Source organism: Treponema vincentii (assembly GCF_018336815.1).
Taxonomy (GTDB): domain Bacteria; phylum Spirochaetota; class Spirochaetia; order Treponematales; family Treponemataceae; genus Treponema.
The window spans coordinates 320,660-343,945 of record NZ_CP050497.1 but is presented as its reverse complement, the minus strand read 5'-3'; the positions used below and the strand labels follow the sequence as shown (position 1 = coordinate 343,945).

The following is a 23,286-nucleotide window of genomic DNA, read 5'->3' as shown; positions in this document are numbered from 1 at the left end:
TATTGAAGTTGCAATCTTTCAACAGCGTAACGCTAATTTAATAAACCGGCGGGGTTAAGCGTTGCTCCGTTTCGATAAACGGTAAAATGAAGGTGCGGCCCCGTACTCATTCCGGTATTCCCAACCGTACCAATCTTTGAAGACACGGAAACAAAACTGCCTTTCGAAGTAAGAATTGTATTAAGGTGTCCGTATAAAGTTTGATATCCTGAATGATGGCGGATCATCACATAATTTCCATATACCGTGCTGTATCCGGTTGCAATAACTTGTCCGTTCAATGCCGCATAAACGGAAGTACCCTTGGGAGCGGCCATATCCATACCGTTATGGAAACTCCGTTGACCGTTCAGGAACGGATTATCACGCCAGCCGTAACGGGAAGTGATATAATAACTGCTATGCAGCGGTCTTCGGAAAAGGTCTCCGTTGATTTCCTGCAAGGTAGCCCAATCGAGTTTTGCATCAGGTAAAAAGATAACAGAGGCCGTTTCTATCGTATTATCGGTGAGTGTATTTACCGTTGCGAGTTTTTCCAAGGAAATTTTATATTTGTCGGCAATAGCTTCGGGCGTATCGCCTTTTTTTACCGTATAGGAAATACCATCTATCGACGGAATCTTTAATATCTGTCCGATTTGCAATGTCCGCGTATTTTTGAGTTTATTAAGGCTGATAATTGCATCTTGACTTACCCCGTATTCGGCAGCGATGGTACCGACTATATCACCTTGTTTAACCGAATATGCCCGATAATACAAGGACTGAGGAGCGGAAGACGCCTCATGCTCTTCCGGTAGTTCAGCAGGTAGAGAGGTGCCGCCGCCCACACCATGGTCGAAAGCGTCATTTTTGCCGCTATCGGACGACCATAAAACGAGGAATACTGAAGCGAAACATATAATACCAAAAATAAAAACACGTGTTACTTTCATTGTAATAATGGGAACATCTAAAAACTTTCGTTTTTAGATGTTTTCCTTAGATTTAATTTGCGATGTTTTTGTTTAAATTATTACAATATAAAGACTTAAACAAAAACTCGTCGGTCATCTCTAAAAATCTAACCGAGTTTTTAGAGATGACCTAATCACTTAGATTTATTTTATCATTATAGCACGCATTGGGAAAAAAATCAAGGGAACTTTTGCTTTTGTATGGGATATGAAGAGAGATGGTATCCCCGTATTAAGAAGCAAGCAATCTAAATTCATTTTTATACAGATGAAAGAACGTGTCAACAAGAACAGGTTTAAAGTTCAAAACATTGCGGTTAATGAGAGGGGCAGCCTGTTGTAAAAGCTGCACAGCAGTTTCAGACAACCGTGAATATATTACCTACACTGGTATGTTAGACGGAGCAAAGGTGAGTGTTACTTCGACAGGGATCGGTGGTCCATCCGCATCGATTGCAATAGAAGAACTGGTGCGATGCGGCTCCGATACCTTTATCCGTGTGGGTACCTGCGGCGGCATGGATACCGCAGTAAAAGGAGGCGATCTTGTTATCGCGACAGGGGCAATTCGTGCAGAAGGAACCAGCAGAGAATATGCGCCTATTGAATTTCCGGCGATTGCAGATTTGGATATTATCAATGCGCTTGTACGGTCTGCAAAACATCTAAAACAGCCGTATCATACGGGGATTGTACACTGCAAAGATTCTTTTTACGGGCAGCGCGTACCATATAAAGCCTCATTGATAATCGCCTCAAGTTTCAGCAATGCTCAATTTGACTGCAAGTAATAACCGGCTGCGTTGCCTTATGCGAACACACAGTGCGCACCATTAAGCAATACTCACAAACTGCGTCGGGGTATTAAACCCGCACAAATAGAGAAATATTGATAGCGTTCAGTAATTATGATATAAACAAAGTCGTTGTACCGCATTGGACTATTTAAATGAGAACGTATAACACCAAATTAAAAAAGCAATGAATATGCCGGAAAAGGAGAATAGAAACACGGTATGAGCAGTATAATTTCAAAAATCGTAGCGGATTCCAATTATAAAATTGAGCAGTTTAATCAAACAGAGATAGATAGTGTAGAAAACTTAATCACTACTAAAACGGATAAAAAAGGAAATGATGTCTATTATGTAAAATGCCAGATAAGAGATAAAGATATTAAGCTTACTGATGAGGAACTTGTCCGTCAGCTTTATATCAATAAACTTATCAATGAATACAACTATCCAAAAGAAAAAATGGAACTCGAATACAGTGTTTCTTTTGGGAGGGAGAAGAAAAGAGCGGATATCGTTATCTTTGATAAACTTGCAACAACAAGCCCTTACATTATTGTTGAACTTAAAAAACCAAAGCTGAAGGACGGAAAGGAACAGTTAAAGAGCTACTGCAATGCAACAGGAGCTCCTATTGGCGTATGGACAAACGGCGGACAGATTTCTTTTTATCACAGGAAAGATCCTAATTTTTTTGAAGATTTACCGAATATCCCGACCTTTAATGAGAAACTGTCAGATATTTTAAGTGAGCGTTGGACGATAGATGACCTTATCTCAAAAGATAAGTTGCTTACAGAAAAGAAGAGCCTAAAAGACCTTATTTTGGAAATGGAAGACGAGGTGCTTGCTAACGCAGGTGTCGATGTATTTGAAGAAGTTTTCAAACTGATTTTTACAAAGCTTTATGATGAAATGGAAAGCGGAAGAAATCAGGTACGCCATCTTGAATTTAGAAATTACGGAGATACGGAAACGGAACTGAAAGACAAGATACAAAAGCTGTTTGACAAGGCAAAGAATAAGTGGGACGGTGTATTTTCACAAGACGCTAAAATTTTACTTAGTCCCTCTCATTTGTCCGTATGTGTATCTTCTCTTCAAGATGTAAAGCTTTTTAATTCCAATCTCGATGTTGTCGACGACGCTTTTGAATATTTGATGAGCAAATCTTCTAAGGGAGAAAAAGGGCAATACTTTACTCCAAGATATGTAATAGATATGTGCGTTAAAATGCTCAATCCAAAGGCAGATGAAACAATGATAGATCCTGCGAGCGGCTCCTGTGGATTTCCTGTTCACACAATATTTTATGTGTGGAAACAAATACTAAAAGAAAAGGGAATAGAGCAAAGTCATTTGTTCACCAGTCAAGAAAAGCCTGCTGAATGTACCGATTATGTTAATGATAACGTGTTTGCAATTGACTTTGATGAAAAAGCTGTGCGGGTAGCAAGAACACTTAATTTAATTGCAGGAGACGGACAGACAAATGTGCTCCATCTTAATACCCTTGATTATGAGCGCTGGGAGGATACGACTAAGACTGAAGATTGGACAGATACGTATAATGAGGGATGGAAAAAGTTTAAAAAACTAAGAACAACTAAAAACAGCAACTATTCTTTTGAGTTTGATATTCTAATGGCTAATCCGCCTTTTGCGGGTGATATTAAAGAGTCAAGAATTATCGCTAAATACGAACTCGGTAAAAATGCAAATGGAAAATATCAATCAAAAGTCGGCAGGGATATTCTTTTCATAGAAAGAAACCTTAATTTCTTAAAACCGGGTGGAAGAATGGCAATTGTGCTTCCGCAAGGCAGATTTAACAATTCATCTGATAAATACATTAGAGATTTTATAACGGAGCGTTGCAGAATACTTGCTGTTGTCGGCTTACACGGAAATGTTTTTAAACCTCATACGGGAACGAAAACATCGGTTCTCTTCGTTCAAAAATGGGACGATAAACTTTGCCCTAAAAAAGAAGATTACCCGATCTTTTTTGCTACCATGCAGGAACCAAGCAAGGATAACTCAGGCGATAAAATCTTTGTCAAAGATAAAGACGGATTGCCAATCCTTGATACGCACGGACACTTAATCGTCAAGCACGATTTATATAACCACGATGGAATGACTGAAGACGGCATAGCCGAAGCCTTTGCAGAATTTGCAAAAAAAGAGCATTTAAGTTTTTTTTAAATAGCCCGTTTGATAAGGAAAAATACGAAAGATTATTAAACGGGCTTGAAGTACGAGAAATCTCACTAAATGAAGTTGAAAAAAATAAAGATTGCAGAGTAGATAGTCAATTTTGGACTACAAAAATTTATTATAATCAGCACTTGGACTACAAAAAAATTGGTGATATATTAACAAAATCTCAATATGGAATTTCAATTGCAATGAATGAAGAAGGAATTGGATATCCTATTTATAGAATGAATGAGATTCATAATTTACTTTGTGATTTAGAAGTGGATAAATATGCTGATGTAGCTCTTAAAGAGGCTAAAAAGTTTATATTGAAAGACGGTGATGTTTTATTTAATAGAACAAATTCTTTTGAATGGGTTGGAAGAACTGGAATTTATTATAAAAATGAATTAGATGATAGAGATTATGTTTTTGCTTCTTATCTGGTTAGATTTAATACAAATGATAATATAATTTTACCAGAGTATTTAAATATTTTTTTAAATTGCAAATATGGAGTATTGGATATAAAACGAAGAGCAAGACAATCAATAAACCAAACTAATGTAAACCCTGAAGAAGTAAAAGAAATGCAAATTCCAATATTGAGTATGAAATTGCAGAATAGGCTCAAAGAATTTTTAATTAGTGCGAGTAACAAAGAAAAGAAATCCAAAGGCTTGTACTATTCAGCCGAAAATCTTCTCATTTCCGAACTGGGACTTGAAAATTTTAATCCGTCGAATAAAAAAGTATCTATCAAAACTTTGAAAGAAAGCTTTTTAAGAACAGGAAGATTGGATAGCGAGTATTACCAGCCTAAGTATGATGAAATATTAAATAAAATTACTAAATATGGTTGTTCTGAATTTACAAATTTTGTAGATAGCTATACAACAGGTTATCCATATTCAAGTGATAGTTATGTAGAAAAAAGATGGAATAGCGCTTATAAAAATATCAAATATAAACAATTTTAAACTTGATATTTCAAGTGCAAGTTTAATACCAAAAAACGATATTGGTTTGAGCGCGGAAAATGTAGTACAAAAAAATGATATTTTAGTTTCTATGTCAGGAACGATTGGAAATAGTTGTATAGTACAAGATGACATAAAAGCTGTTGTTAATCAACGGATTATGAAAATAAAATCAAAAAATATCAATCCTGTTGTATTTTCTCTTATTATCAATAGTATGATAGGTAAAAATCAATTGGAGAGAATACAAACAGGAGGAGTACAAGCAAATATTTCTCCGAAGGATATACTAAAAATACAAATACCTTGTATTAAAACGAGCGTCCAAGACGAAATAGCCGGATATATCAAGCAGAGTATGGAGTATTCAAAAAAGGCAAAAGAATTGCTTGAAATTTCTACAAAAAGTGTTGAAATAGCTATTGACAAAGATGAACAAACGGCACACAATTTCTTAGAACAGAACAGAACAGAACAGAACAGAACAGAACAGAACAGAACGCTAATTGTCTACTATAATGAGCAAGCGAACTATTATATTAATCTTGCAATCTTCAGACTTTATGAAGAAATCGGCTTGTTTGATAATCAAAAATCTGTAAATTATACTGTCAAAAATCTTAAAGATACATTCGCCGTTACAGGGAGATTGGATAGTGAATACTATCAAGAAAAATATGACAGGTTGTTTGAAAAACTGTCGGATAACAACTGTGATAAGTTATCTAATCTTGTTACAATCAAAAAGTCGATTGAGCCGGGAAGCGAAAGCTATCAGACAAAAGGAACACCATTTATAAGAGTACAGGATTTAACGAAATTCGGTTTAACTGATACGAATATTTATCTGTCGGAAAACGAATTTAAAGATTGCATCAAACCAAAAAAAGATACGATACTTTTATCCAAAGACGGGACTGTCGGCATAGCCTACAAGATGAATAAAAGCGAAGATATTATTACATCATCTGCCATACTACACCTTGATGTTAAAGATAAGAGAGTGCTACCTGATTATCTGGCATTGGTGCTAAATTCCGTAGCGGTAAAAATGCAAGCGGAAAAGGACGCAGGCGGTTCAATTATTAATCATTGGAAAAAGAGCGAAATAGAAAATATAATAATTCCGATTATCGCAAAAGAAAAACAGGAGCAAATAAGCAAGCTGCTAATTGAAAGCGAGACTTTACGGAATGAAAGCAAGTCTGTTTTAGAAAAGGCTGTTAAGTCGGTAGAAGCGGCGATTGGATAAAGAAGCGTATTCTGCTATTACCGCTGACGCTGGACATGATGCAGGTGTAAAATTCCACGAATTGACTGCAACCGATACCCGGTTACAGTACCGCAATTCTGCTATTCAAACAGTAGAGCCGATTGCAAGGCGCTTTCTCCACGCCGATTTTTTAATTTGCTCATGATAGAAATAATTGACAACAACAGGCGGCGCATCAAAGGGACGGTTCATACTATCATCATTTGTTACATAGTCATGTCCGATGTCCGCGGTAAAGGCTTGTAGTTTCGCATCAAGCAGTTCCCAATAACTGCGGTCTCCGTCAACATATATACTTTGATAGAGCGGCAGCAAATGAGGGTAGTTCGTTCCTATGTAGTCCATGATCACCGGTTTATAGCTGCCGCGTAAATTGAGATTTTCAAGCCAGATTAAATGACACTGATTCGATATTTGAGAATGATTGCATAATGTCTGCGGTAACTTTTTTGAATGGTGCGGTAAGATAGTGCGGCCTGCTTTGGTCAGGGGTTATCTTTAGCACCGAACATACCCGTAAGTGAAGCAGCTTCGATTGCGTGCCCTTTAATCGCGGCCTTAAGCTCTTTTACGCTGCTGCCCGCCGGAAGAGTCAGATTCATATCGAGCGCATAGAGGTAAAAAATATAGCGGTGCGTCCCGAACGGCGGTTGAGGTCCGTTGTAGCCGCTCGTACCCCAGCTTGTTTCGCCTTCGACGGCATCCGATGGTACATTACCTTCTCCGATCGACGTTGTTTGCGGCGGAATGTTCCACAGCGTCCAATGATAAAATCCGCCGGGAAGCGGCGCATCCGGATCGTGCACGATAATCGCAAGGCTCTTTGTACCCTCCGGTACACCGTCGATTTCGAGCGGAGGAATGTGATTCGCTCCGAGTTTTGCAAATTCTCGGGACATTTTTTCGCCGTCGGCAAAAGCCGTGCTTGTCAACTTCATAGAACCTCCTTCAGTAAGCGGCTTGATTTCGTCTTTACTTGAGCAGCTTCCACAGGAAATAACAATCAGCGCCGCCATAAACGGCAGCATTTTTGTATAGATATGTTTCATACCGATATTTTATAACAAAGCCATTTTAAGTCAATATGCCTGATGGTTGCTTCGGGGACACACATCAGGCTGTTTTAATAGTCTTACACATTGATCAGTGTTAGGCAAAAACTAGGGAGTTTAGTTCCGAAAAAGTTAGGAAAGTATCCCGCCAACGCTTTCTTATATTCTTTATTTCTCCTTCTGCAAGGCACGGATACTCTTTCTATATGAAACAAGGTAATCGATAAACGAGCAAACCGACAATAAGGCAGCGACCCAGTAAATACCTTTGTTGATAATAATCATCGTATCGGTAACGGATTTTTCCGCAAGCGAAAATACAATCAGCAGTTCAATAAGCAGCGTAAAACCTTCGGCAAGAATATAGCATACCGTTTTAGTCTTGCCACCTTTTTTCGCACCGATGGTAATACCATTCCCTCGTGCAAGCATCCGTAAAAATAAAATATTTAACTCACGGTATAAAATAATGATAAAAACAGGCAGCGGCACATAACCGGACAGCATAAATGCCAACAGTACGGTCAGATTTGCAAACACATCCGCAAAAGGGTCGAACAGCTTTCCGAAATCGCTCACCTGCTTCAACTTACGGGCATAATAGCCGTCTAAAAAATCAGTAAATTCCATATAAATAAACAGCGGTATAAGAATAAGCAGAACCGTTTGTTGCGATATACCTATATAATTGGGAAGATAATAAATGCAGACAAAAAGAGGAGCCGCAACCATTCTTGTCGCGGTAAAAAAATTTGCGATATTCATAGTTTGAGTATCTCTTATCGGTACGAGTTTGTCAAACCCTAGGACAAATACATCAGCCCATTTTTTAACAGCCCCGCAGAATTATAGAGGCCGTTCAACCAGAGTTTCGCCGCTGTGCGGCTCAAATGGTCTCACAACCTCTATAATTCTGCGATTTTTATCTACTCTGCCTGATGTATTTGCCTATCCTACTGAAAAACCGTGCGGAATTTTATTTAAAATTTCGCACAGAACGAAGGCTACCGTTTAAAATATTTCCGGAACGCCGGTGTGTAAACCATCCGCACAAATAAAAAAGCCGACTAAAATCCGATGAAGACTTTAGACGGCTTTTTCAGAAATTACGGTCGGGCATCCGGGGATGTCTCAAAAGTTGGTTGCTTTTTCGACAGTCTCGTGTCTCCGATTTGTGATGTTAAATCGCTTATTCTGCAGGTTTTTCCGCTTCGGGCGGGAGGATGCCCAATAACTCAACTTCAAAAATCAATGTTGAGTTAGGAGGAATAACCTGTGAAACGCCGCGTTCTCCATAAGCAATCTTAGAGGGGATATAAAGCTTGTATTTTGAACCGACTTTCATCAGCTGCAAGCCTTCCGTCCAGCCGGGAATAACGGCATTTAACGGAAATTCAACGGGATTTCCTCGGTCGTAAGAGCTGTCAAAGACGGTGCCGTCAAGTAACGTCCCTTTGTAATGCACTTTTACCGTATCGGTAACGAGCGGAACAGAACCGGTTCCTTCGGTTATAACTTCATATTGCAAACCGCTTTCGGTTGTCTTTACACCATCTTTTTTTCCATTTTTTTCAAGAAATTCTGTTTCTTTTGCCAAATTTTCTGCAGCTTCTTTCTTATAAGCAGCTTCGCTTGCCCGCTGTAATACCTTCTGTGCAGCAGTAATATCTATATCTTTGTTTTTTTCGACATCCTTTAAACCTTTTACCAATTCACCGTAATCGACATCCAGTTTAAAGTCTTTAAGCGATGTTCCCATCATAACGCCGAACGCATAGCCGACCTCTTTTTTCGTCGGAGGGGGAAGTTCTTTTTCTTCCTCTGTTTTTGTTGTCTCGGTGTTAGCGCCTTCCGCCGGAGCAGCAGTTTCGGCGGCCGGTTGTTTTTTACAGCTTACCGTAAAAGAAAACACAAGAAGTGCCGCAGCAATAATCGATAGAATCTTTTTGTTCATTTTTCACATCCATAAATAATAAAATTAGATTTTATGACGATACTAACAATGACTAAAAAAGTCAATGTTTTATGATAGAAATGGAGAAAAAATGCGGATACTTATTGTTTGTATTATATATGCTGTTCTCGTTACGATTCTCGGCTCAATTACCGTAAAAAACTTTTTTACTATGAAAACGAAAAAAGACCCGCTGCATCGGCAATATTTTTTTGCCGCACTTATCTTCTTATTTTTCCTTATTATATCTTTTATTGCAATTCTTCTAAAGCTAAAGCAAGATATATTTATCGGCGATGGCGCAGGCTCAGATATCTTTATAGGATATTCCGATAAAACCGGCTATGGTCTTATAGGTTTTATCATCTTAATTATCCTTGGAATAGCAGCAATCGTCCTATTTGACCGATTCTTCCTGAAACGGAGATCAAAAACCGAACAAGAATACCGCACACGCCGAAAATTAGCCGTCGCTGTTGTTATAATTATAATAGGAATAATTGCAGCGCTTAGATTGATTTGGTAACAAGTTGGAAAACCAATCCCCGGATGAATGGAAACCATATTTTAATAAAACAAGCACTGCCGGATTGTCCGGATATAATCTTTCATAGCAATGCACTTTCTATACATTTTTTCAAACACTTGTTAGAATACGCCGTATGCGTTTATTCTTTTCATATTTTAAACCTCATTGGAAACTCTTTACTGCCGATCTGTGCTGTGCAGCTTTTATTGCAGCGGTAGATATTATCTTCCCCATGGCAAGCAGATACAGCATCCAACATTTTTTACCCAAGGCTGACTATGCAGCCTTTTATGCATTTATTGTAATAATGATAGGATTATATCTTATCCGCAGTGCTGCTCAGTATTTTGTAACGTATTTCGGGCATCTTTTCGGCGTTAAAGTTGAAGCGGATATGCGGCGGAATCTTTTTCGCCATATAGAAAAACAGTCGTTTCATTTTTTTGATACCAATAGAACCGGACAGCTGATGTCCCGCATTACAACAGATTTGTTCGAAATTACCGAGTTATCGCATCACGGACCGGAAGACCTCTTTATTTCAGTATTAACGCTGACCGGCTCGCTGGCACTTATGGCTTCTATCAGATGGGAACTCGCACTGCTTTTGACGCTCTTTATACCCATCGCATTTTTTCATACTGTCCGCTGCCGTGTACATATTATGAAAGCGTCCCGCCGTGTAAAGGAAGAAACTGCTGCAATAAATACCGCTATTGAATCCGCTCTTTCGGGAATACGGGTAACACAAATATTTACAAATGAAAGCTATGAACAAGATCGTTTTGAAAAAAACAATCAGGCATTTTATACGGCAAAAAAACGTTTTTATTGGAATATGGCATTTTTCTTTAGCCGTTTAGAGTTTCTTATTTCAATGTTACATTTAGTGATTATTGCCGCGGGCGGTTTTTTTATTATGCAGAAGACGATGACGCTTACCGACCTTATTACTGCAACACTTTTTGCCGGTGCATTTTTACAGCCTATCCGCCGCCTTACTGCTTTTATTGAACTATACGCAAACGGTATGGCAGGTTTTAAACGCTTTAAAGAACTCATGGAAACAGATGATAGTATTAGCGATCATGATAATGCGGTAGAAATTACTTTAGCTCATGGAAACATCTGCTATCATAATGTTTCGTTTTCGTATCAAGATGGGGTTACGGTATTAAAAAATATCAACATGGATATACAGGCAGGGCAAACCATTGCTTTTGTAGGACCGTCCGGCGGAGGAAAAACCAGTTTATGTAATTTACTGCCCCGTTTTTATGAACCGTCCGCAGGAACCATTACCCTCGATGGGCGGAATATACAGGATATTACCGTGCACAGTTTACGGCGGCAAATCGGTATTGTTCAACAGGATGTTTTCTTATTTGCCGGTACCATTAAGGAAAATATTGCATACGGAAACAATGACGCTTCTGAACAGGATATAATACATGCAGCAAAACGGGCTGAAATTCATGAAGATATTATGCAGATGCCGGACGGGTATAATACGCTTGTCGGAGAGCGGGGGGTACGGCTTTCCGGCGGGCAAAAACAGCGGGTTGCGATTGCACGAACCTTTTTAAAAAATCCCCCGATTTTAATACTTGATGAAGCAACTTCGGCTCTTGATACCGCAACGGAAATAAAAATTCAAAAATCATTTGAAGAACTCGCACGGGGTCGTACAACACTGATTATTGCCCATCGCCTCTCAACAATCCGCAATGCAGACCGTATTGTAGTAGTTGATGATGAAGGCATTTGCGAGCAAGGAACGCATGCAGAGCTACTGGCAAAAGGCGGTGTCTATGCCGCCCTCTATAACGCACAAAACAACATGAGCTAGATGTTGATCTGCTCTATCTGAAGACGGAATGATTCTACAGCATACTCATCTTACGTGACAAAGTAATACAACGGTTTTGAAATTGGAAGAAAGAAATAAGAATGATGAAGATAAATCTGCGTCATTTTGTAATGTGCATAAACTTTTTAAAGAGATTGAAAAGCTGAAGAAATACTAAGCAACCGATTTGTTAATAATTTTATCTAATAGTTTCTTATCAATGAAGCTTCTATTTCTTTTAACAAGATTTCTCTTGAGAGTTTTTTGAATTCTGTTTTATTGATAATGCTATTTGCTTTCAATATGTTTTTTAATTCCTGAGAACTTACCCAATCCATATTCCAGATTTGATTTATATCAGTATCCGATAAAGAATTATTATCCATCTCTTTGAAGGCATGATCAATCAAACGGCATAAAGCATCATCATAGTCGATATCAAATTTAAAAAATAAGCTTATCCGCTGTAGCCATATAAGCATGTTGCTTGTATTTGGAATTAAGCTAAATTTATTCTTTATTTTGGTAATAATTCCTTTTTGTTCGTCTTTGTTCGACAGTTGAGCTAATATTATGCTTAACATTGCTGCACATATTGCATACGTTCGAGGATTGCGATAGGCTATATCAACGATGATAGCTATTAATGACTTAGAATGATTTTGCAAACGCTTGCCTTTCTTTATTCGGAAATAGCAATCTTGTAGAGGGGTTATTAAACTGCCTGCATGGGGATATTCTAATGCATGTTTGTATATTAGCAGCAAATGCTTCTGTAAATCTTTATTGGATTGTTTCTTTATAAGCCATGCGAGTTTGTCTTTTTTGATTGCATGTAAAATTATATTGTCGTATGTATTTGTTTTTAATGTATTTGGCTTCATTCCAAATTCAGCAAGAACCTCGGTTATTATTTTTAAGATGTGTTCTCCTGTATGAGGATTGTTAACAAATATCTTATAATCATCACGGTAACGTAATATATGATAATCGGTTATATTATTTGCTTTAATTCGATCGGATAATAATGTGTCAATATAACCCAGTACCATTTCAGCAATAAAATCCATCAAACCAGAACCTTGCGGAATGCCATTTGTTTGACCATATATACGGAGATGTTTTCGCCGCTAGTGAATTATTTCACTCTAAAAAGGAACGGGATCAAAAAAATCGATAGAGTTATGTTCTATCTGGTTTAATCTGTTATGTATGTTGAGTAATATAATATTTTTTCTTCCATTGTTTGAGTTCTTTAATAGGTTTATAAAATTCTTTAAAAGATAGCAGTCATAGTGTTGTTGGGGATAATAACGAAATCTACCGGAAATAAATGTACGGATAACATCGGATATATTTTGTACTTCATTTTCAAGTTGATTTATGGTATATATATTTTGAATCTTCTGTATAATTATATCAATATCTGTGGTATATGAAGCATCTTTATCAATCATTGCAATAGAAGTAACCAGTGCATCAATAAAATTTTTATATATCTTTTTTTCTTCATCTGTAAAAAATTCGATATTTTGATTATTATCTTTTAGGATTTTTTCTTTTATATCGGAAAAACTTTGTATTCTGTCGGATGGGTTAAGTCGTATCATTTCTGATAATAGACTTTCATATCTAAATTCATAAAAAATCTTCTCTTGATATAGATACTTACCGATTTGTTCAAATAATTTACCTACAAAATAGATTTCTGTCTTATGACTATATATATTCTGTGTAAAATCATACGGTTTATCACACCACCAATTTAGGCTAATGCTTTTCTCACAATCATTATCATAATTTATAGTTTTCCCAAATCCAAAATCTATAACTTTAACCTGACCATTGAAATTTACCAATATGTTGTTTATGCGTATATCTCTATGTAATATATTGTTACTTTCTAAATATACAAATGCCTCTATAACTTGTTCAAAAACAGAGTTTATTCTTTCAGGATTCTTTTTTAGATAGGTGTAGATATCCTCACCATCAATATATTCCATCAAAATATAACCTGTGGTTTGTTCAGGATATAAATAGTAATTAAATATTCGTACAATATTAGGATGATAGAGTTGAAACATTAATTTTATTTCATTTTTAAAATATTGATAATATTTTTCTTTAATCTGATTGGAATGGGGCTGATATTTCTTACATACAAACAGTATCTGCATTTCTTGATCAAGTAGTATAACAGTCTCTCCTAATCCGCCGTTTCGAAGATAGTCTAAAAATAAAAAATCTTTCTTGCGCAGAAAGGAAACTATATCATTTGGCCTTTTCCGATCCTGTACTGTTTCCATATCCGATGATTTTCAAGTTTTAGTTGTTCAGTATATTGTATATCAGACATAGTATTCTAATCTCCTTAATTTTATATCCGTTTCCTCTTCCCCGCCAACAGCCCCTCCGTCTTCTTCCCATACAGCTCGAACAAAAAAGCCACACGGGCGGTATCGTCGGGGAAGGCTGTTTTACGATACAGCTTATCCACAGCGGAATCAAGGGCGGCGTGCGCTTTGGTGAGTACCGGCGGCATCGTATTGGGATCGTATAAGTCGGCAAGGGAGCTATCGGGAAACTGCGAGCGCGCGTCCAATACCGCTTGCGCCTTTTGCATAATAGCTGCCTTTTGTTCTTCCGAAACATCCGGCCACGGGAAGTTGTTATACACAATCTGTGCAGAATAGCGGTAATCGCTTTTGAGCCGCCCGCATACGGTACGCATCCACGCCATGTGCATCTGTGAGGTAAGCACCCCGAACTCGTATAGCGTTGCATTGGGAACGAGTAAGTTCGCATTGCTTGAAATATCAGAACTATTCATAAAACCAATCGGAATATATTTACGGCGTTCTGATGATGTACTCGGCACGAGGAGATAATGTCCCGACTCCGGCTGACGGATTTCTCCAAAGAGGGACGGTGTTTGCGCAAGTTTCCGTGTTGCCTCACGGCTGCTGCCTTCACGGTGTTCCCGCACCTTTTGTATTCGCGCTACAATGAGCGGGCATTTTTTTAGGTGCTGAGGTTCCGCATTCAAAAGCCAGAGACAATATCGTTTTTTATTATTGATAAACTCTTCCGCCCCCAAAAACGGACGGATATACCGTTCTGCTTCCGGTTCTTGTTGTAAAAAGGAGGCGTATTCATTTTCTTCTATAATGAGATTACCGCCGTCATTCGGCATACTGCCAAACACCATCGGATTAGTTTGTGTATCAAGTACCGAACTTCTACTATCAATAAACACATGTTGTGCATCAGCTAAATAAGCATTTATCCGCTTGACTGTTTGAGCTTTCGGCTCTCCTTTTATATCGTCATATAAAAAGAGTTGTTTTTCCGTTCGGCTCCGGAGAGAAAAGCCGACAATAATGCAGTACACTGCCGCATTTCCCCGCGCTTCATTCGACCACTTAAAAGTCTGGTGCGCAAAATTGATATGCACCCCGCACGCAAAAAGATTGGGCCACAAAATCGGTACTTGCTGCCCCTGACAAATAGAATTAGTAGAAACAAAGGCGCATTCAATCTGCGTTCCTTGAATATACTCCGCAGCCTTTTTATACCAGCCCGTAACGTAGTCAAGATTCCCCGCATTCTTTACCCCGCTAAAAAGCATTGCAAGCTCCGCAGACTGTTCTTTCTCCATCACCCGCGCACCTAAAAACGGCGGATTGCCGAGAATATACGAAAGGTTATGTTTTGGTACGATGGTCTCCCAATCAAGCGCAAGCGCATTGCCCTGTACAATCGACGCGGAATTAACCAACGGGATACGCGCAAAGTATTGACCGAAGCGGCTGCCTACCAGTCTATTCATTTGATGATCCATCAGCCACAGCGCCGTTTGTGCAATTTGAGCGGGAAACTCTTCAAGCTCTATGCCGTAAAACTGATTAACATTTACCTTGATATATTCGCCGACATCAAGCAGCTGCTGATCTGCGCTTTTCAATTCTTCAATAATCGCAAGTTCCAAAAGACGCAGCTCACGGTATGCAATAACCAAAAAATTCCCGCAGCCGCAGGCTGGGTCAAGAAAGGTTAAATGTGCAATTTTATCATGCAGCGCGTTCAAGTTTGTTACGCGGGCTTCGGAGGTGTACTGTTTGTATTTATCAAATTCTGTCCACAGAGAATCTAAAAAGAGCGGATGAATGAGTTTTAAGATATTTGTTTCGCTGGTATAGTGCGCTCCCAAAGCGTGCCGTTCTTCCGGCTTCATCACACTCTGAAACATCGCACCGAAAATTGCCGGAGAAATACCGCTCCAATCCAGCGCACAGCATTCAATCAGTTTTTCCCGCATTGCACAATTAAAATCCGCAGTGGGAAGCAGCTCCTTAAAAAGCCCGCCGTTGATATACGGAAAACGCGCCAGCTGCTCATCAAGTGTTCTAAGCCGCTTTTCTTTCGGCGTATTGAGCACTTCAAAAATCTTTTGAATGTGCATCGCTAAATCGCTGCCGTCAAGATTCGTCCGCTGCAAAATATATTTAATAAAATGATCATGCTCAAAAAATACCGGTGTCATCAGCAAACAAACAAAATAACAGACGAACCAAATACAACTCCAGTTGATGTCCGGTATAGCCGATCTCTTTTAAGGTGTCGTGCAATTCTCCCATCTTTTCCGCTGCTTCGATATTGACCGCATCCTGCTTTTTATATTCAACATCTTTATAACCTGCAAGAAAGAGAAACAGCTCAATATACTCCGCCAGTTCATCAATCGTAAAAGAGGTGAGCTCCGCATCTTTTTCTAAATGATAGTAGTCGAAATGAACAAAATCGCAAATCAAAATGCCCTTCGGCATATCGGCATTCTGCAGCGCATTGGCGTAGGCTTTTGCCTGTTCAAAGGCTTTTTTTCGGCCTTTGCCGGGAGACTTCATTTCGATGAGAATGTAACTCTTCCAAAAAAGATCGATATATCCATTTGAACCGTCTAACAGTTTAACTTTGTGCTCAAACACGGCAATTTTATTGCGTGGCACACCGAAAATTGCAAAAAACTCGTTTTCAAAGGTTTGCGCATCCGCTTCTTCCCGCGCAGTTGCCGCTTTATCTTTCCAGTTCAGTACAAACTGCTGCGCTCGTATCTTAATTTCGTTTAATGATAATGCCATATAATCAGTATGTCCAATGTCTATACCGATTGTCAAGCAAGAGGGTACCTCTAAAAAACTGCAAGCTTTTAGCAGTGCTAAGGTACTATAGATTGGTGATTTTAACCTCTATTATCAACGCTGTAACTGCTATAATTAAATGTCCTTTATAGGAACCCGTCTGCTTTTTATGCTATACTTTTATCGTTATGCGTTCCGAACGGCTTTTTGAAATCGTCTTTATTCTCCTCAATAAAAAACGAACGACGGCGCAGGAGCTTGCGAAAAAATTTGCTGTATCGATTCGTACCGTGTATCGTGATATTGATATTTTAAGCTGTGCCGGTATTCCGGTGTATACGGTGCAGGGAACAGGCGGCGGAATTTTTATTGATGAAACATACACCATCAATAAATCGATTGTAACACAAGAAGAGCAAGATAAAATTCTGCTCGCCCTGCAATGTTTATCGCCTGTTGACGAGATACATACCGAATCGATTTTAAACCGGTTGTCTGCTGTCTTTCAGCGTCATGCCGATTGGGTTAAGGTTGATTATTCCCGCTGGGACAACAAAAACGACACGTCCATTTTCGATACGGTTAAACAAGCCATCTTGGAATGCCGTGCGCTCCGCATTGAATATCTCAGTTCCTATGGAGAAAAAACTGAGCGTACTATTTATCCGCTTCGCCTTTTGTTTAAATCCAAGGCGTGGTACGTTGAAAGTTTGTGTACCGACAAAAATGCTTATCGGCTTTTCCGGTTAAACCGTATGCTTTCCGTTATGCAGACGGTAAAAATATTTAAGCGTATGGAATTGCTCAACAAGCTACCTGACCGTACAGAGTATTCCGATGCTCTGACGCTTACGAACATAAAATTAAAATGCACCGCCGGAATCGCTTATCGGTTTTATGATGAATTTCCTCCCGATCTTATCACAAAAAATATGGACGGCTCGTACACGCTTTCGGTATGCCTTCCGATCGATCATTGGCTGTACGGATTTATTTTGTCGCTCGGTACCGAGGTAGAAATTCTTGAACCGGAAACTCTAAAACAAGGAATAATCGATTTTGCTGAAAAAATAGCGGCGCACCATAAAAAAAGTTTAAATGTTTTTTCAAACCTGACATACCGTGTCAGCTTTCTATGGTACAATAGGGCATCTTACTATCCTAAAGGAGTCACAATAACCTATGCCAAGGCCTACCACCAAAGCCGATTTAATACAAGCCGCAAATGAACAATTCGCAAAGCTATGGACGTTAATCGGCGAAATGTCCGACGAAGAAAAGAGCGCCGATATTGTTCCGAACGAACGCGATAAAAACGTGCGGGATGTTTTGGCGCACCTCTATGAGTGGCACTGTCTTTTGCTGAATTGGATACGGTCAAACACAAACGGGAAACCTGTCCCTTTTTTGCCGGCGCCCTATAATTGGAAAACCTATCCCCAGATGAATGTTGCATTTTGGGAAAAACATCAAAACACATCATATACCGATGCAGAAACAATGCTCAAAAAAACACATAAAGAGGTGATGGCGCTTATCGAAATATTTTCCAACGAAGAGCTTTTTTCCAAAGGTGCTTTCGATTGGACGGGAACGACAACGCTCGGCAGCTACTGCGTGTCTGCAACTTCCAGCCACTATGATTGGGCAATTAAGGATATTAAAAAAGCCTTGAAAAAATATAGAACACGATAACAGCCATCTCTAAAAACTGCCGGATTTTAAAGGTTTCCAACACAAACACTGCCGGATTGCCTGTGTATAATCTTTCATAGACAATACGGCTTTATTGTGGTACTATCATGCCATAGGGGGATAGTTATGCCGCAAATAGTTCCGATACGTGATTTAAAGAATACTGCAAATATTTCCGCCTTGTGTCATGAAAGTAATGAACCTATTTTTATAACAAAAAAACGGTTACGGTGATATGGTGATTATGAGCATGGAAACGTTTGAAAGAAACTCTTTTTTCGATCGTCTGTATGATAATCTGAATGCAGCGGAACAAGATGTACAAGAAGGGCGTGTTACCGATGTTGATGATGCAGTTGCGGAACTAAAATCCAAGTATGGTTTATAAAGTCAGAGTAACCGATAAAGCAAAGACTGATCTTGATGAGATTATCAGGTATATTGCGGAAAAGCTTTCAAATGTAACAGCTGCCGCTAATTTGCTTGCGGACTTTGTAAAACAGAAAAATAATTTACAGGATTCGCCATATATGTATCCTCTTTGTAATGATATAAGATTGCAGAAGAAAGGCTATCATAGATTTCTCTTTTATAAAAACTATCTAGCCTTGTATTCGATTGATGATAAAGAAAAGATTGTACATATATTGCATATATTTTATGCAAAAAGAGATTATGCAAAATCGGTGTAAAACAAAGCCTTGAAAAAATACCGAACACGATAACAGCCATTTCTAGCAACTGCGGTTTTTAGCAGTTGCCGACACAAACACTGCCGGATTTTCAGGAATAACAGATGTACTTTGTACAAGCAAAAGGAATTTTATCAGCTAAAAATGGGATGAACTTATACCGCGGTTGCACGCATGGGTGTATCTATTGCGACTCGCGCAGTGAGTGTTATCATATAAACCACAGCTTTGAAGATATAGAAATAAAAGAAAATGCAATAGAGCTGCTCGAAGATGCCTTGCAGCGAAAACGCAATAAGTGCATGATCGGTACCGGCTCTATGACTGACCCGTATATGCCGCTGGAAGAAAAACTCGGTATGACGCAGAAAGCGATAGAGACCGTCCTCCGCTACGGTTTCGGCTTTACCGTGATAACAAAATCCCCGCTGATATTGCGCGACCTCGAACTTTTACAGGCGGTAAACACCAAAGCAAAATGCGTTGTACAAATGACGCTGACCACCTATAACGATAGCTTGTGTAAAATACTTGAGCCGAATGTTGCCGTTACCAGTGAACGGTTTGCCGCGCTTAAAACGCTACGCGACGCAGGTATTCCAACCGTTGTGTGGCTTACGCCTATTCTTCCGTTCATCAATGATACGGTGGAAAATCTCGAAGGTATTTTGCACTATTGTATCGAGGCAAAAGTACGCGGCATCATCTGTTTCGGCATGGGCTTAACGCTCAGAGACGGCAACCGCGAATATTTTTATAAAAAACTTGATGCAGCGTTTCCGGGCTTAAAAGAAAAATATATCCAGCGTTACGGTACTCGCTATTCCGTTATAAGTCCGCACAATACACGCCTTATGAATATCTTCCGTGCGCGGTGTAAAGAAAACGGCATAGAAACCAACCCTGATGTCATATTTGCGTATTTAAGCGCTTTTGATACAATCACCGGAAAGACGAATGCGCAGTTGGAATTATTTTGATATAATGGCAGCCAATATGTAAACGAATCAAATCAATTAGGAGCAGATTATGAATGAAAATGAAACGCACGCTGTTACCGAGCGCGGGATATTTTTTGTGCAAAAAAAGTTGTGATTGTAACGCATAGTCTGATTTTTACCTTGATTGATATATGCTTTTGTTATATACAATTAAGTATTCACACTATGAAACTGGAACGGCTTCTTGAAACAATTATCTATTTATTAAATCATGAAAAAGTCTCTGCAAAATACTTAGCCGAGTATTTTAATGTATCGGTGAGGACTATTCAGCGTGATATGGCGAGTATCGCTGAAGCCGGTATACCGGTGTATACATTAGGCGGAAGGTACGGCGGTTATGCCGTTTTAGAACATTATAAAATAAAGAATCTCACCGTCAAAAACAGCGAACAGCAGATCATTGTCAATGCGTTGGAAAGCCTTGCAACGTCATACACAAACGAGAGCTTAAACTCTTTAATCAAAAAATACAATGCAATTATCGAAAAAGGAGACGGGCAAAAAGTCTTTTGGGATTTTAGTGTTACAAAAGAAAATAAAAAAGTACAAGATTTCAATCTGCTGTTGGAAAAAGCTATAAGCGATAAAAAATATATCGTATTCGATTACCGTAATTCAGAAGGAAAAAGTTCGCATATTTGTGCGGAACCGCTTGCCATTCATTACAAATGGTATGCGTGGTATTTGTTTACATACCTTAAAGAAACAAAAGAGTATCGAACTTTTAAAGTTGCACGGATTCAAACGCTTGCCATATCAAAAGAAACTGCCGCTGCAAATCACAGCGATATACAGCAGAGGATGAGAGAAGCCGAACTTGCGTATTACAAGACCTGCATTGATATAGAAATCGTTTTTTTCCGAAACGGAAATTCCACTCATCGAAGAGTATTTTCCCGACTCCGTTATCGAAACGCTGCCGTCTCAAAAATATAAAACCCATATCCGTGTTCCTGCAAAAGAACGGTTATGGAAAGCCTTACTCCTCAGCTTCGGGAATGCAGTTACCGTCGTATCTCCTAAAGATTATCAAGCGGAACTTGTAAAAACAGCAAAAAGTTTTTTAGCTAATTATGATAATGCTCAATTTTGTTTATGAAATGAATGAACACACTAGAGTGCTCGGAGGTGCTTTATGTTATATATTATTTTAGTATTAATGTTCCTTTCATTCGCCGGCGGCGGTATTATAATTAGAGAATTAAAAGCATACGACTTAATAGCAGGGTACAATACTATGCCGGATGAAGAAAAGGCACAATATGATATTGAATCGGTCGCAAATCAGTTAGGTATACTATTATATTTTTTTGCGTTATTAGCTGCAATTGTAATGATATTGTTTTATTTTGCTAACCTCTCTTTACCAATGAAAGAGCTAATAATGTTTTGCTATGTGGCAATTATTTTGTTTATGCTAGGTATAGCTATGTTGGTATTTAATAAAAAAAATATTCGTAAAATTCTTCCGGTTTTCATTATTTACAATGTTGTTATGATAGCATCATTAATACCGGCTTTCTTGAAGCTGTTAAAAAAACTTTTATAAAAAAATGTAATTTTTTTATCCAATTACGACAGATAGCGGTTCCTTTTTTATTCCATCACTCCGACAAGATAAAGATATTGAATTGGCAGCCCATATATTTCAGCTTCTTCAATATTTTCAACCTTGGGAAAATAGGTGTAGGTACGCCCGTCGATAAGTTCAATAATAATCATAAAGTCAGGCTTGCTATCGGGTGCATTAGGATTTAAGCTGTAGGTTGCCTTTTTTATATCTTCCAGCCTATTCGGTGCAATGTAGCCAATGTTTTCAGTTTGGCCTGCAATAAGTTTACAAATGAATTGTTCAGCCCGTCCTTGGAACATATCCATACATTGGAATGCGATATATTCAGGTTTAATATACTGCAAACAAGAAGCCGCATCATGGGCATTAAGAGCTTTTACAAAACCGCTCAATAATATACTGTAAACATCTGCTTCATCATCGGTTTCTTTTAGCACATAGTCGCTAATGCGGACAAATTTTTCATTTTTCCACTTAAAAATCATACAATCAAGTTGGTTTATCATTACCGCAAGCGAAGTGTTGTCCCGCAGCGGATAAAAACGTATCAAATCATTCATACCTTGAAATGCAGGGCTTTTTTTGATCTGTTCTTTTACGGTTTTTATGCCGAAATCATCCGTTTCGGAAATTTTGCCTTTATTGTAAAGATAAAAGCCTTCAGAACCGGCACCGTCGTAACTTACCAAAATAAGTTTTTTACCGCCTTTTACATCCCAATAACACATTTCAAAACCGTATTTGCTTTTAAGGCTCAAATACCGGTTTTTCTCATCGCAGACCTCAATGTACGAATCCCTGTTTGCCGTATCCAAGTTAAAATTATCAAAAACAGGCTTTAATGCTTTTTCAGGTAAGAGTTTAAAGAGCGTTTTGATCGTTACAGGTTCCTCTGCAAAAAGAGCGGAAGCTCCTGCAGTTAAAACGGCAAGAGTGAAAATAATCGATATAATTTTTCTATTCATATTGTGTTAACTCCATATTGCAAGCCTGATTACTCGGCTTTTTTGTAACGGGTCGTAACAAATGTCAATAGACCGTTTTCGATAACACATTTTTCCCAATTAGGTTTTTGGCCTTGACCGTCAAAAAAATCAACCGTTCCGATTTGTACCCATAACTCACCGTTCCTGTCTTCCCAAGGCTGAGGTTTACCAAGCATCATCATACCATGACGGAGCGTAATTACCCCCGCTTCGACGGCTTTATCAATTTTTTCTTGAGGTACATTATCAGGAATCGACATAAGCATATAAATCATACCGTCTTCACAAATTTCCAGCACAGAGTCTATTCTAGTCTTTCTCTCGCGTCGTTCTTCTTCGACTGCTGTTGCATTATTTTTATCGATGAAATCAGGCAACGTGTTTAGATACTCCTCGGAATTAAGGAACGTAGTTCTGCCGCTTTCATCCATACTCATAATTGAATGAAATACCCATTTTCCTACATAGGACATAGAATTCTCCTTATTTTTTTCTGCAAAAAGCAGAGAATTAAAGCCCGTAAAAAGTGCAATGCTTAACATAATCAATGTGATGTTCTTTTTCATATTAAACATAGTTTTTCTCCGTAATATCTTATGTTTATTA

24 protein-coding genes and 1 pseudogene are annotated in these 23,286 nt (G+C 38.6%); 14 read left to right on the top strand and 11 right to left on the bottom strand.

The annotated features are described in order from the left end of the window. Window positions 1-32: 32 nt before the first annotated feature. The gene (locus GWP40_RS01630) at window positions 33-935 is read right to left on the bottom strand and encodes a LysM peptidoglycan-binding domain-containing M23 family metallopeptidase (protein ID WP_212565781.1); all 903 of its coding nucleotides are present in this window, start codon (window positions 933-935) and stop codon (window positions 33-35) included. 377 nt (window positions 936-1,312) lie between these two features. Between GWP40_RS01630 and GWP40_RS01625 the strand changes: the two are divergent. The 4 genes and pseudogenes from GWP40_RS01625 to GWP40_RS01610 form a co-directional block, all read left to right on the top strand. Next, window positions 1,313-1,687 (top strand): annotated as a pseudogene (locus GWP40_RS01625) (nucleoside phosphorylase); the annotation flags it as partial. 285 nt (window positions 1,688-1,972) lie between these two features. Further along, window positions 1,973-3,958 carry a type I restriction-modification system subunit M gene (locus tag GWP40_RS01620; RefSeq protein WP_212565780.1) on the top strand — a complete coding sequence of 662 codons (1,986 nt, stop codon included), beginning with the start codon at window positions 1,973-1,975 and terminating at the stop codon, window positions 3,956-3,958. Window positions 3,959-4,101: 143 nt separating this feature from the next. Continuing rightward, window positions 4,102-4,932 carry a restriction endonuclease subunit S gene (locus tag GWP40_RS01615; protein WP_212565779.1) on the top strand — a complete coding sequence of 277 codons (831 nt, stop codon included), beginning with the start codon at window positions 4,102-4,104 and terminating at the stop codon, window positions 4,930-4,932. A 46-nt stretch (window positions 4,933-4,978) separates the two neighbouring features. After that, window positions 4,979-6,184 (top strand): restriction endonuclease subunit S, encoded by a 1,206-nt coding sequence (locus GWP40_RS01610; protein ID WP_212565778.1) that lies wholly within the window; start codon window positions 4,979-4,981, stop codon window positions 6,182-6,184. A 105-nt stretch (window positions 6,185-6,289) separates the two neighbouring features. On the opposite strand, the gene GWP40_RS01605 is transcribed toward GWP40_RS01610, so the two are convergent. The 4 genes from GWP40_RS01605 to GWP40_RS01590 all read right to left on the bottom strand — a co-directional run bounded on the left by GWP40_RS01605 (window position 6,290) and on the right by GWP40_RS01590 (window position 9,211). Further along, window positions 6,290-6,550: a radical SAM protein gene (locus tag GWP40_RS01605; RefSeq protein ID WP_212565777.1), complete on the bottom strand. Its 261-nt coding sequence runs from the start codon at window positions 6,548-6,550 to the stop codon at window positions 6,290-6,292. A gap of 140 nt (window positions 6,551-6,690) precedes the next feature. After that, window positions 6,691-7,254, bottom strand: a complete 564-nt coding sequence (locus tag GWP40_RS01600; RefSeq protein ID WP_212565776.1) for a YbhB/YbcL family Raf kinase inhibitor-like protein — start codon at window positions 7,252-7,254, stop codon at window positions 6,691-6,693. 171 nt (window positions 7,255-7,425) lie between these two features. Then, complete coding sequence (gene pgsA / locus GWP40_RS01595) at window positions 7,426-8,022, bottom strand: CDP-diacylglycerol--glycerol-3-phosphate 3-phosphatidyltransferase (protein ID WP_212565775.1); 597 nt, start codon at window positions 8,020-8,022, stop codon at window positions 7,426-7,428. Window positions 8,023-8,446: 424 nt separating this feature from the next. Beyond that, window positions 8,447-9,211 carry a BamJ family beta-barrel-assembly machinery protein gene (locus tag GWP40_RS01590; protein WP_212565774.1) on the bottom strand — a complete coding sequence of 255 codons (765 nt, stop codon included), beginning with the start codon at window positions 9,209-9,211 and terminating at the stop codon, window positions 8,447-8,449. A gap of 91 nt (window positions 9,212-9,302) precedes the next feature. Between GWP40_RS01590 and GWP40_RS01585 the strand changes: the two genes are divergently transcribed. Together GWP40_RS01585 and GWP40_RS01580 are read left to right on the top strand one after the other, a co-directional pair. Next, complete coding sequence (locus GWP40_RS01585; protein WP_212565773.1) at window positions 9,303-9,737, top strand: hypothetical protein; 435 nt, start codon at window positions 9,303-9,305, stop codon at window positions 9,735-9,737. A 136-nt stretch (window positions 9,738-9,873) separates the two neighbouring features. Further along, the gene (locus GWP40_RS01580) at window positions 9,874-11,589 is read left to right on the top strand and encodes an ABC transporter ATP-binding protein (RefSeq protein ID WP_212565772.1); all 1,716 of its coding nucleotides are present in this window, start codon (window positions 9,874-9,876) and stop codon (window positions 11,587-11,589) included. Between the two features lie 203 nt (window positions 11,590-11,792). On the opposite strand, the gene GWP40_RS01575 is transcribed toward GWP40_RS01580, so the two are convergent. From GWP40_RS01575 to GWP40_RS01560, 4 genes are all read right to left on the bottom strand, one after another. After that, a complete protein-coding gene (locus GWP40_RS01575) occupies window positions 11,793-12,701 on the bottom strand; it encodes an RNA-directed DNA polymerase (RefSeq protein WP_414162760.1) in 909 nt (302 codons plus the stop codon). A gap of 36 nt (window positions 12,702-12,737) precedes the next feature. After that, on the bottom strand, window positions 12,738-13,898 hold the full coding sequence (locus GWP40_RS01570) for a protein kinase family protein (protein ID WP_212565770.1): 1,161 nt from the start codon (window positions 13,896-13,898) through the stop codon (window positions 12,738-12,740). Window positions 13,899-13,969: 71 nt separating this feature from the next. Next, entirely contained in the window at window positions 13,970-16,135 is a 2,166-nt protein-coding gene (locus tag GWP40_RS12525; RefSeq protein WP_230974529.1) for a DNA methyltransferase, read from the bottom strand. After that, window positions 16,116-16,730, bottom strand: coding sequence for a type IIL restriction-modification enzyme MmeI (locus tag GWP40_RS01560; protein WP_212565769.1), 615 nt, complete (start codon window positions 16,728-16,730; stop codon window positions 16,116-16,118). The genes GWP40_RS12525 and GWP40_RS01560 overlap by 20 nt, the downstream gene beginning before the upstream one ends. A 188-nt stretch (window positions 16,731-16,918) precedes the next feature. On the opposite strand from GWP40_RS01560, the gene GWP40_RS01555 reads away from it, so the two are divergent. The 8 genes from GWP40_RS01555 (at window position 16,919) to GWP40_RS01525 (ending at window position 21,670) form a co-directional block, all read left to right on the top strand. After that, window positions 16,919-17,959 (top strand): helix-turn-helix transcriptional regulator, encoded by a 1,041-nt coding sequence (locus GWP40_RS01555; RefSeq protein WP_212565768.1) that lies wholly within the window; start codon window positions 16,919-16,921, stop codon window positions 17,957-17,959. Beyond that, window positions 17,913-18,425, top strand: coding sequence for a ClbS/DfsB family four-helix bundle protein (locus GWP40_RS01550; protein WP_212565767.1), 513 nt, complete (start codon window positions 17,913-17,915; stop codon window positions 18,423-18,425). The genes GWP40_RS01555 and GWP40_RS01550 overlap by 47 nt, the downstream gene beginning before the upstream one ends. A gap of 250 nt (window positions 18,426-18,675) precedes the next feature. After that, window positions 18,676-18,813, top strand: coding sequence for a hypothetical protein (locus tag GWP40_RS13530; protein ID WP_230974528.1), 138 nt, complete (start codon window positions 18,676-18,678; stop codon window positions 18,811-18,813). Then, window positions 18,803-19,117, top strand: a complete 315-nt coding sequence (locus GWP40_RS01540) for a type II toxin-antitoxin system RelE/ParE family toxin (RefSeq protein WP_212565766.1) — start codon at window positions 18,803-18,805, stop codon at window positions 19,115-19,117. The genes GWP40_RS13530 and GWP40_RS01540 overlap by 11 nt, the downstream gene beginning before the upstream one ends. Window positions 19,118-19,221: 104 nt before the next feature. Beyond that, window positions 19,222-20,097, top strand: a complete 876-nt coding sequence (locus GWP40_RS01535; protein WP_212565765.1) for an SPL family radical SAM protein — start codon at window positions 19,222-19,224, stop codon at window positions 20,095-20,097. A gap of 186 nt (window positions 20,098-20,283) precedes the next feature. Next, window positions 20,284-21,057, top strand: coding sequence for a helix-turn-helix transcriptional regulator (locus tag GWP40_RS01530; RefSeq protein ID WP_230974527.1), 774 nt, complete (start codon window positions 20,284-20,286; stop codon window positions 21,055-21,057). Next, window positions 20,993-21,220 (top strand): WCX domain-containing protein, encoded by a 228-nt coding sequence (locus GWP40_RS13360; protein ID WP_330997238.1) that lies wholly within the window; start codon window positions 20,993-20,995, stop codon window positions 21,218-21,220. Before GWP40_RS01530 ends, GWP40_RS13360 begins: the two co-directional genes overlap by 65 nt. A gap of 36 nt (window positions 21,221-21,256) precedes the next feature. Further along, complete coding sequence (locus GWP40_RS01525) at window positions 21,257-21,670, top strand: DUF3784 domain-containing protein (RefSeq protein ID WP_212565764.1); 414 nt, start codon at window positions 21,257-21,259, stop codon at window positions 21,668-21,670. Between the two features lie 47 nt (window positions 21,671-21,717). Here the strand turns inward: GWP40_RS01525 and GWP40_RS01520 are convergent, their stop codons facing one another. Both GWP40_RS01520 and GWP40_RS01515 read right to left on the bottom strand, forming a co-directional pair. After that, window positions 21,718-22,659 carry a hypothetical protein gene (locus GWP40_RS01520; protein ID WP_212565763.1) on the bottom strand — a complete coding sequence of 314 codons (942 nt, stop codon included), beginning with the start codon at window positions 22,657-22,659 and terminating at the stop codon, window positions 21,718-21,720. A 29-nt stretch (window positions 22,660-22,688) separates the two neighbouring features. Further along, on the bottom strand, window positions 22,689-23,255 hold the full coding sequence (locus tag GWP40_RS01515; protein WP_212565762.1) for a hypothetical protein: 567 nt from the start codon (window positions 23,253-23,255) through the stop codon (window positions 22,689-22,691). Window positions 23,256-23,286: the final 31 nt, after the last annotated feature.

Excerpts from the sequence above, each read along its gene's own strand:
- GWP40_RS01630 (WP_212565781.1), bottom strand. The coding sequence starts at position 935 with ATGAAAGTAACACGTGTTTTTATTTTTGGTATTATATGTTTCGCTTCA.
- GWP40_RS01620 (WP_212565780.1), top strand. The coding sequence starts at position 1,973 with ATGAGCAGTATAATTTCAAAAATCGTAGCGGATTCCAATTATAAAATT.
- GWP40_RS01605 (WP_212565777.1), bottom strand. The coding sequence starts at position 6,550 with ATGGACTACATAGGAACGAACTACCCTCATTTGCTGCCGCTCTATCAA.
- GWP40_RS01600 (WP_212565776.1), bottom strand. The coding sequence starts at position 7,254 with ATGAAACATATCTATACAAAAATGCTGCCGTTTATGGCGGCGCTGATT.
- pgsA (WP_212565775.1), bottom strand. The coding sequence starts at position 8,022 with ATGAATATCGCAAATTTTTTTACCGCGACAAGAATGGTTGCGGCTCCT.
- GWP40_RS01590 (WP_212565774.1), bottom strand. The coding sequence starts at position 9,211 with ATGAACAAAAAGATTCTATCGATTATTGCTGCGGCACTTCTTGTGTTT.
- GWP40_RS01585 (WP_212565773.1), top strand. The coding sequence starts at position 9,303 with ATGCGGATACTTATTGTTTGTATTATATATGCTGTTCTCGTTACGATT.
- GWP40_RS01580 (WP_212565772.1), top strand. The coding sequence starts at position 9,874 with ATGCGTTTATTCTTTTCATATTTTAAACCTCATTGGAAACTCTTTACT.
- GWP40_RS01570 (WP_212565770.1), bottom strand. The coding sequence starts at position 13,898 with ATGGAAACAGTACAGGATCGGAAAAGGCCAAATGATATAGTTTCCTTT.
- GWP40_RS12525 (WP_230974529.1), bottom strand. The coding sequence starts at position 16,135 with ATGACACCGGTATTTTTTGAGCATGATCATTTTATTAAATATATTTTG.
- GWP40_RS01560 (WP_212565769.1), bottom strand. The coding sequence starts at position 16,730 with ATGGCATTATCATTAAACGAAATTAAGATACGAGCGCAGCAGTTTGTA.
- GWP40_RS01555 (WP_212565768.1), top strand. The coding sequence starts at position 16,919 with ATGCGTTCCGAACGGCTTTTTGAAATCGTCTTTATTCTCCTCAATAAA.
- GWP40_RS01550 (WP_212565767.1), top strand. The coding sequence starts at position 17,913 with ATGCCAAGGCCTACCACCAAAGCCGATTTAATACAAGCCGCAAATGAA.
- GWP40_RS13530 (WP_230974528.1), top strand. The coding sequence starts at position 18,676 with ATGGAAACGTTTGAAAGAAACTCTTTTTTCGATCGTCTGTATGATAAT.
- GWP40_RS01540 (WP_212565766.1), top strand. The coding sequence starts at position 18,803 with ATGGTTTATAAAGTCAGAGTAACCGATAAAGCAAAGACTGATCTTGAT.
- GWP40_RS01535 (WP_212565765.1), top strand. The coding sequence starts at position 19,222 with ATGTACTTTGTACAAGCAAAAGGAATTTTATCAGCTAAAAATGGGATG.
- GWP40_RS01530 (WP_230974527.1), top strand. The coding sequence starts at position 20,284 with ATGAAACTGGAACGGCTTCTTGAAACAATTATCTATTTATTAAATCAT.
- GWP40_RS01525 (WP_212565764.1), top strand. The coding sequence starts at position 21,257 with ATGTTATATATTATTTTAGTATTAATGTTCCTTTCATTCGCCGGCGGC.
- GWP40_RS01520 (WP_212565763.1), bottom strand. The coding sequence starts at position 22,659 with ATGAATAGAAAAATTATATCGATTATTTTCACTCTTGCCGTTTTAACT.
- GWP40_RS01515 (WP_212565762.1), bottom strand. The coding sequence starts at position 23,255 with ATGTTTAATATGAAAAAGAACATCACATTGATTATGTTAAGCATTGCA.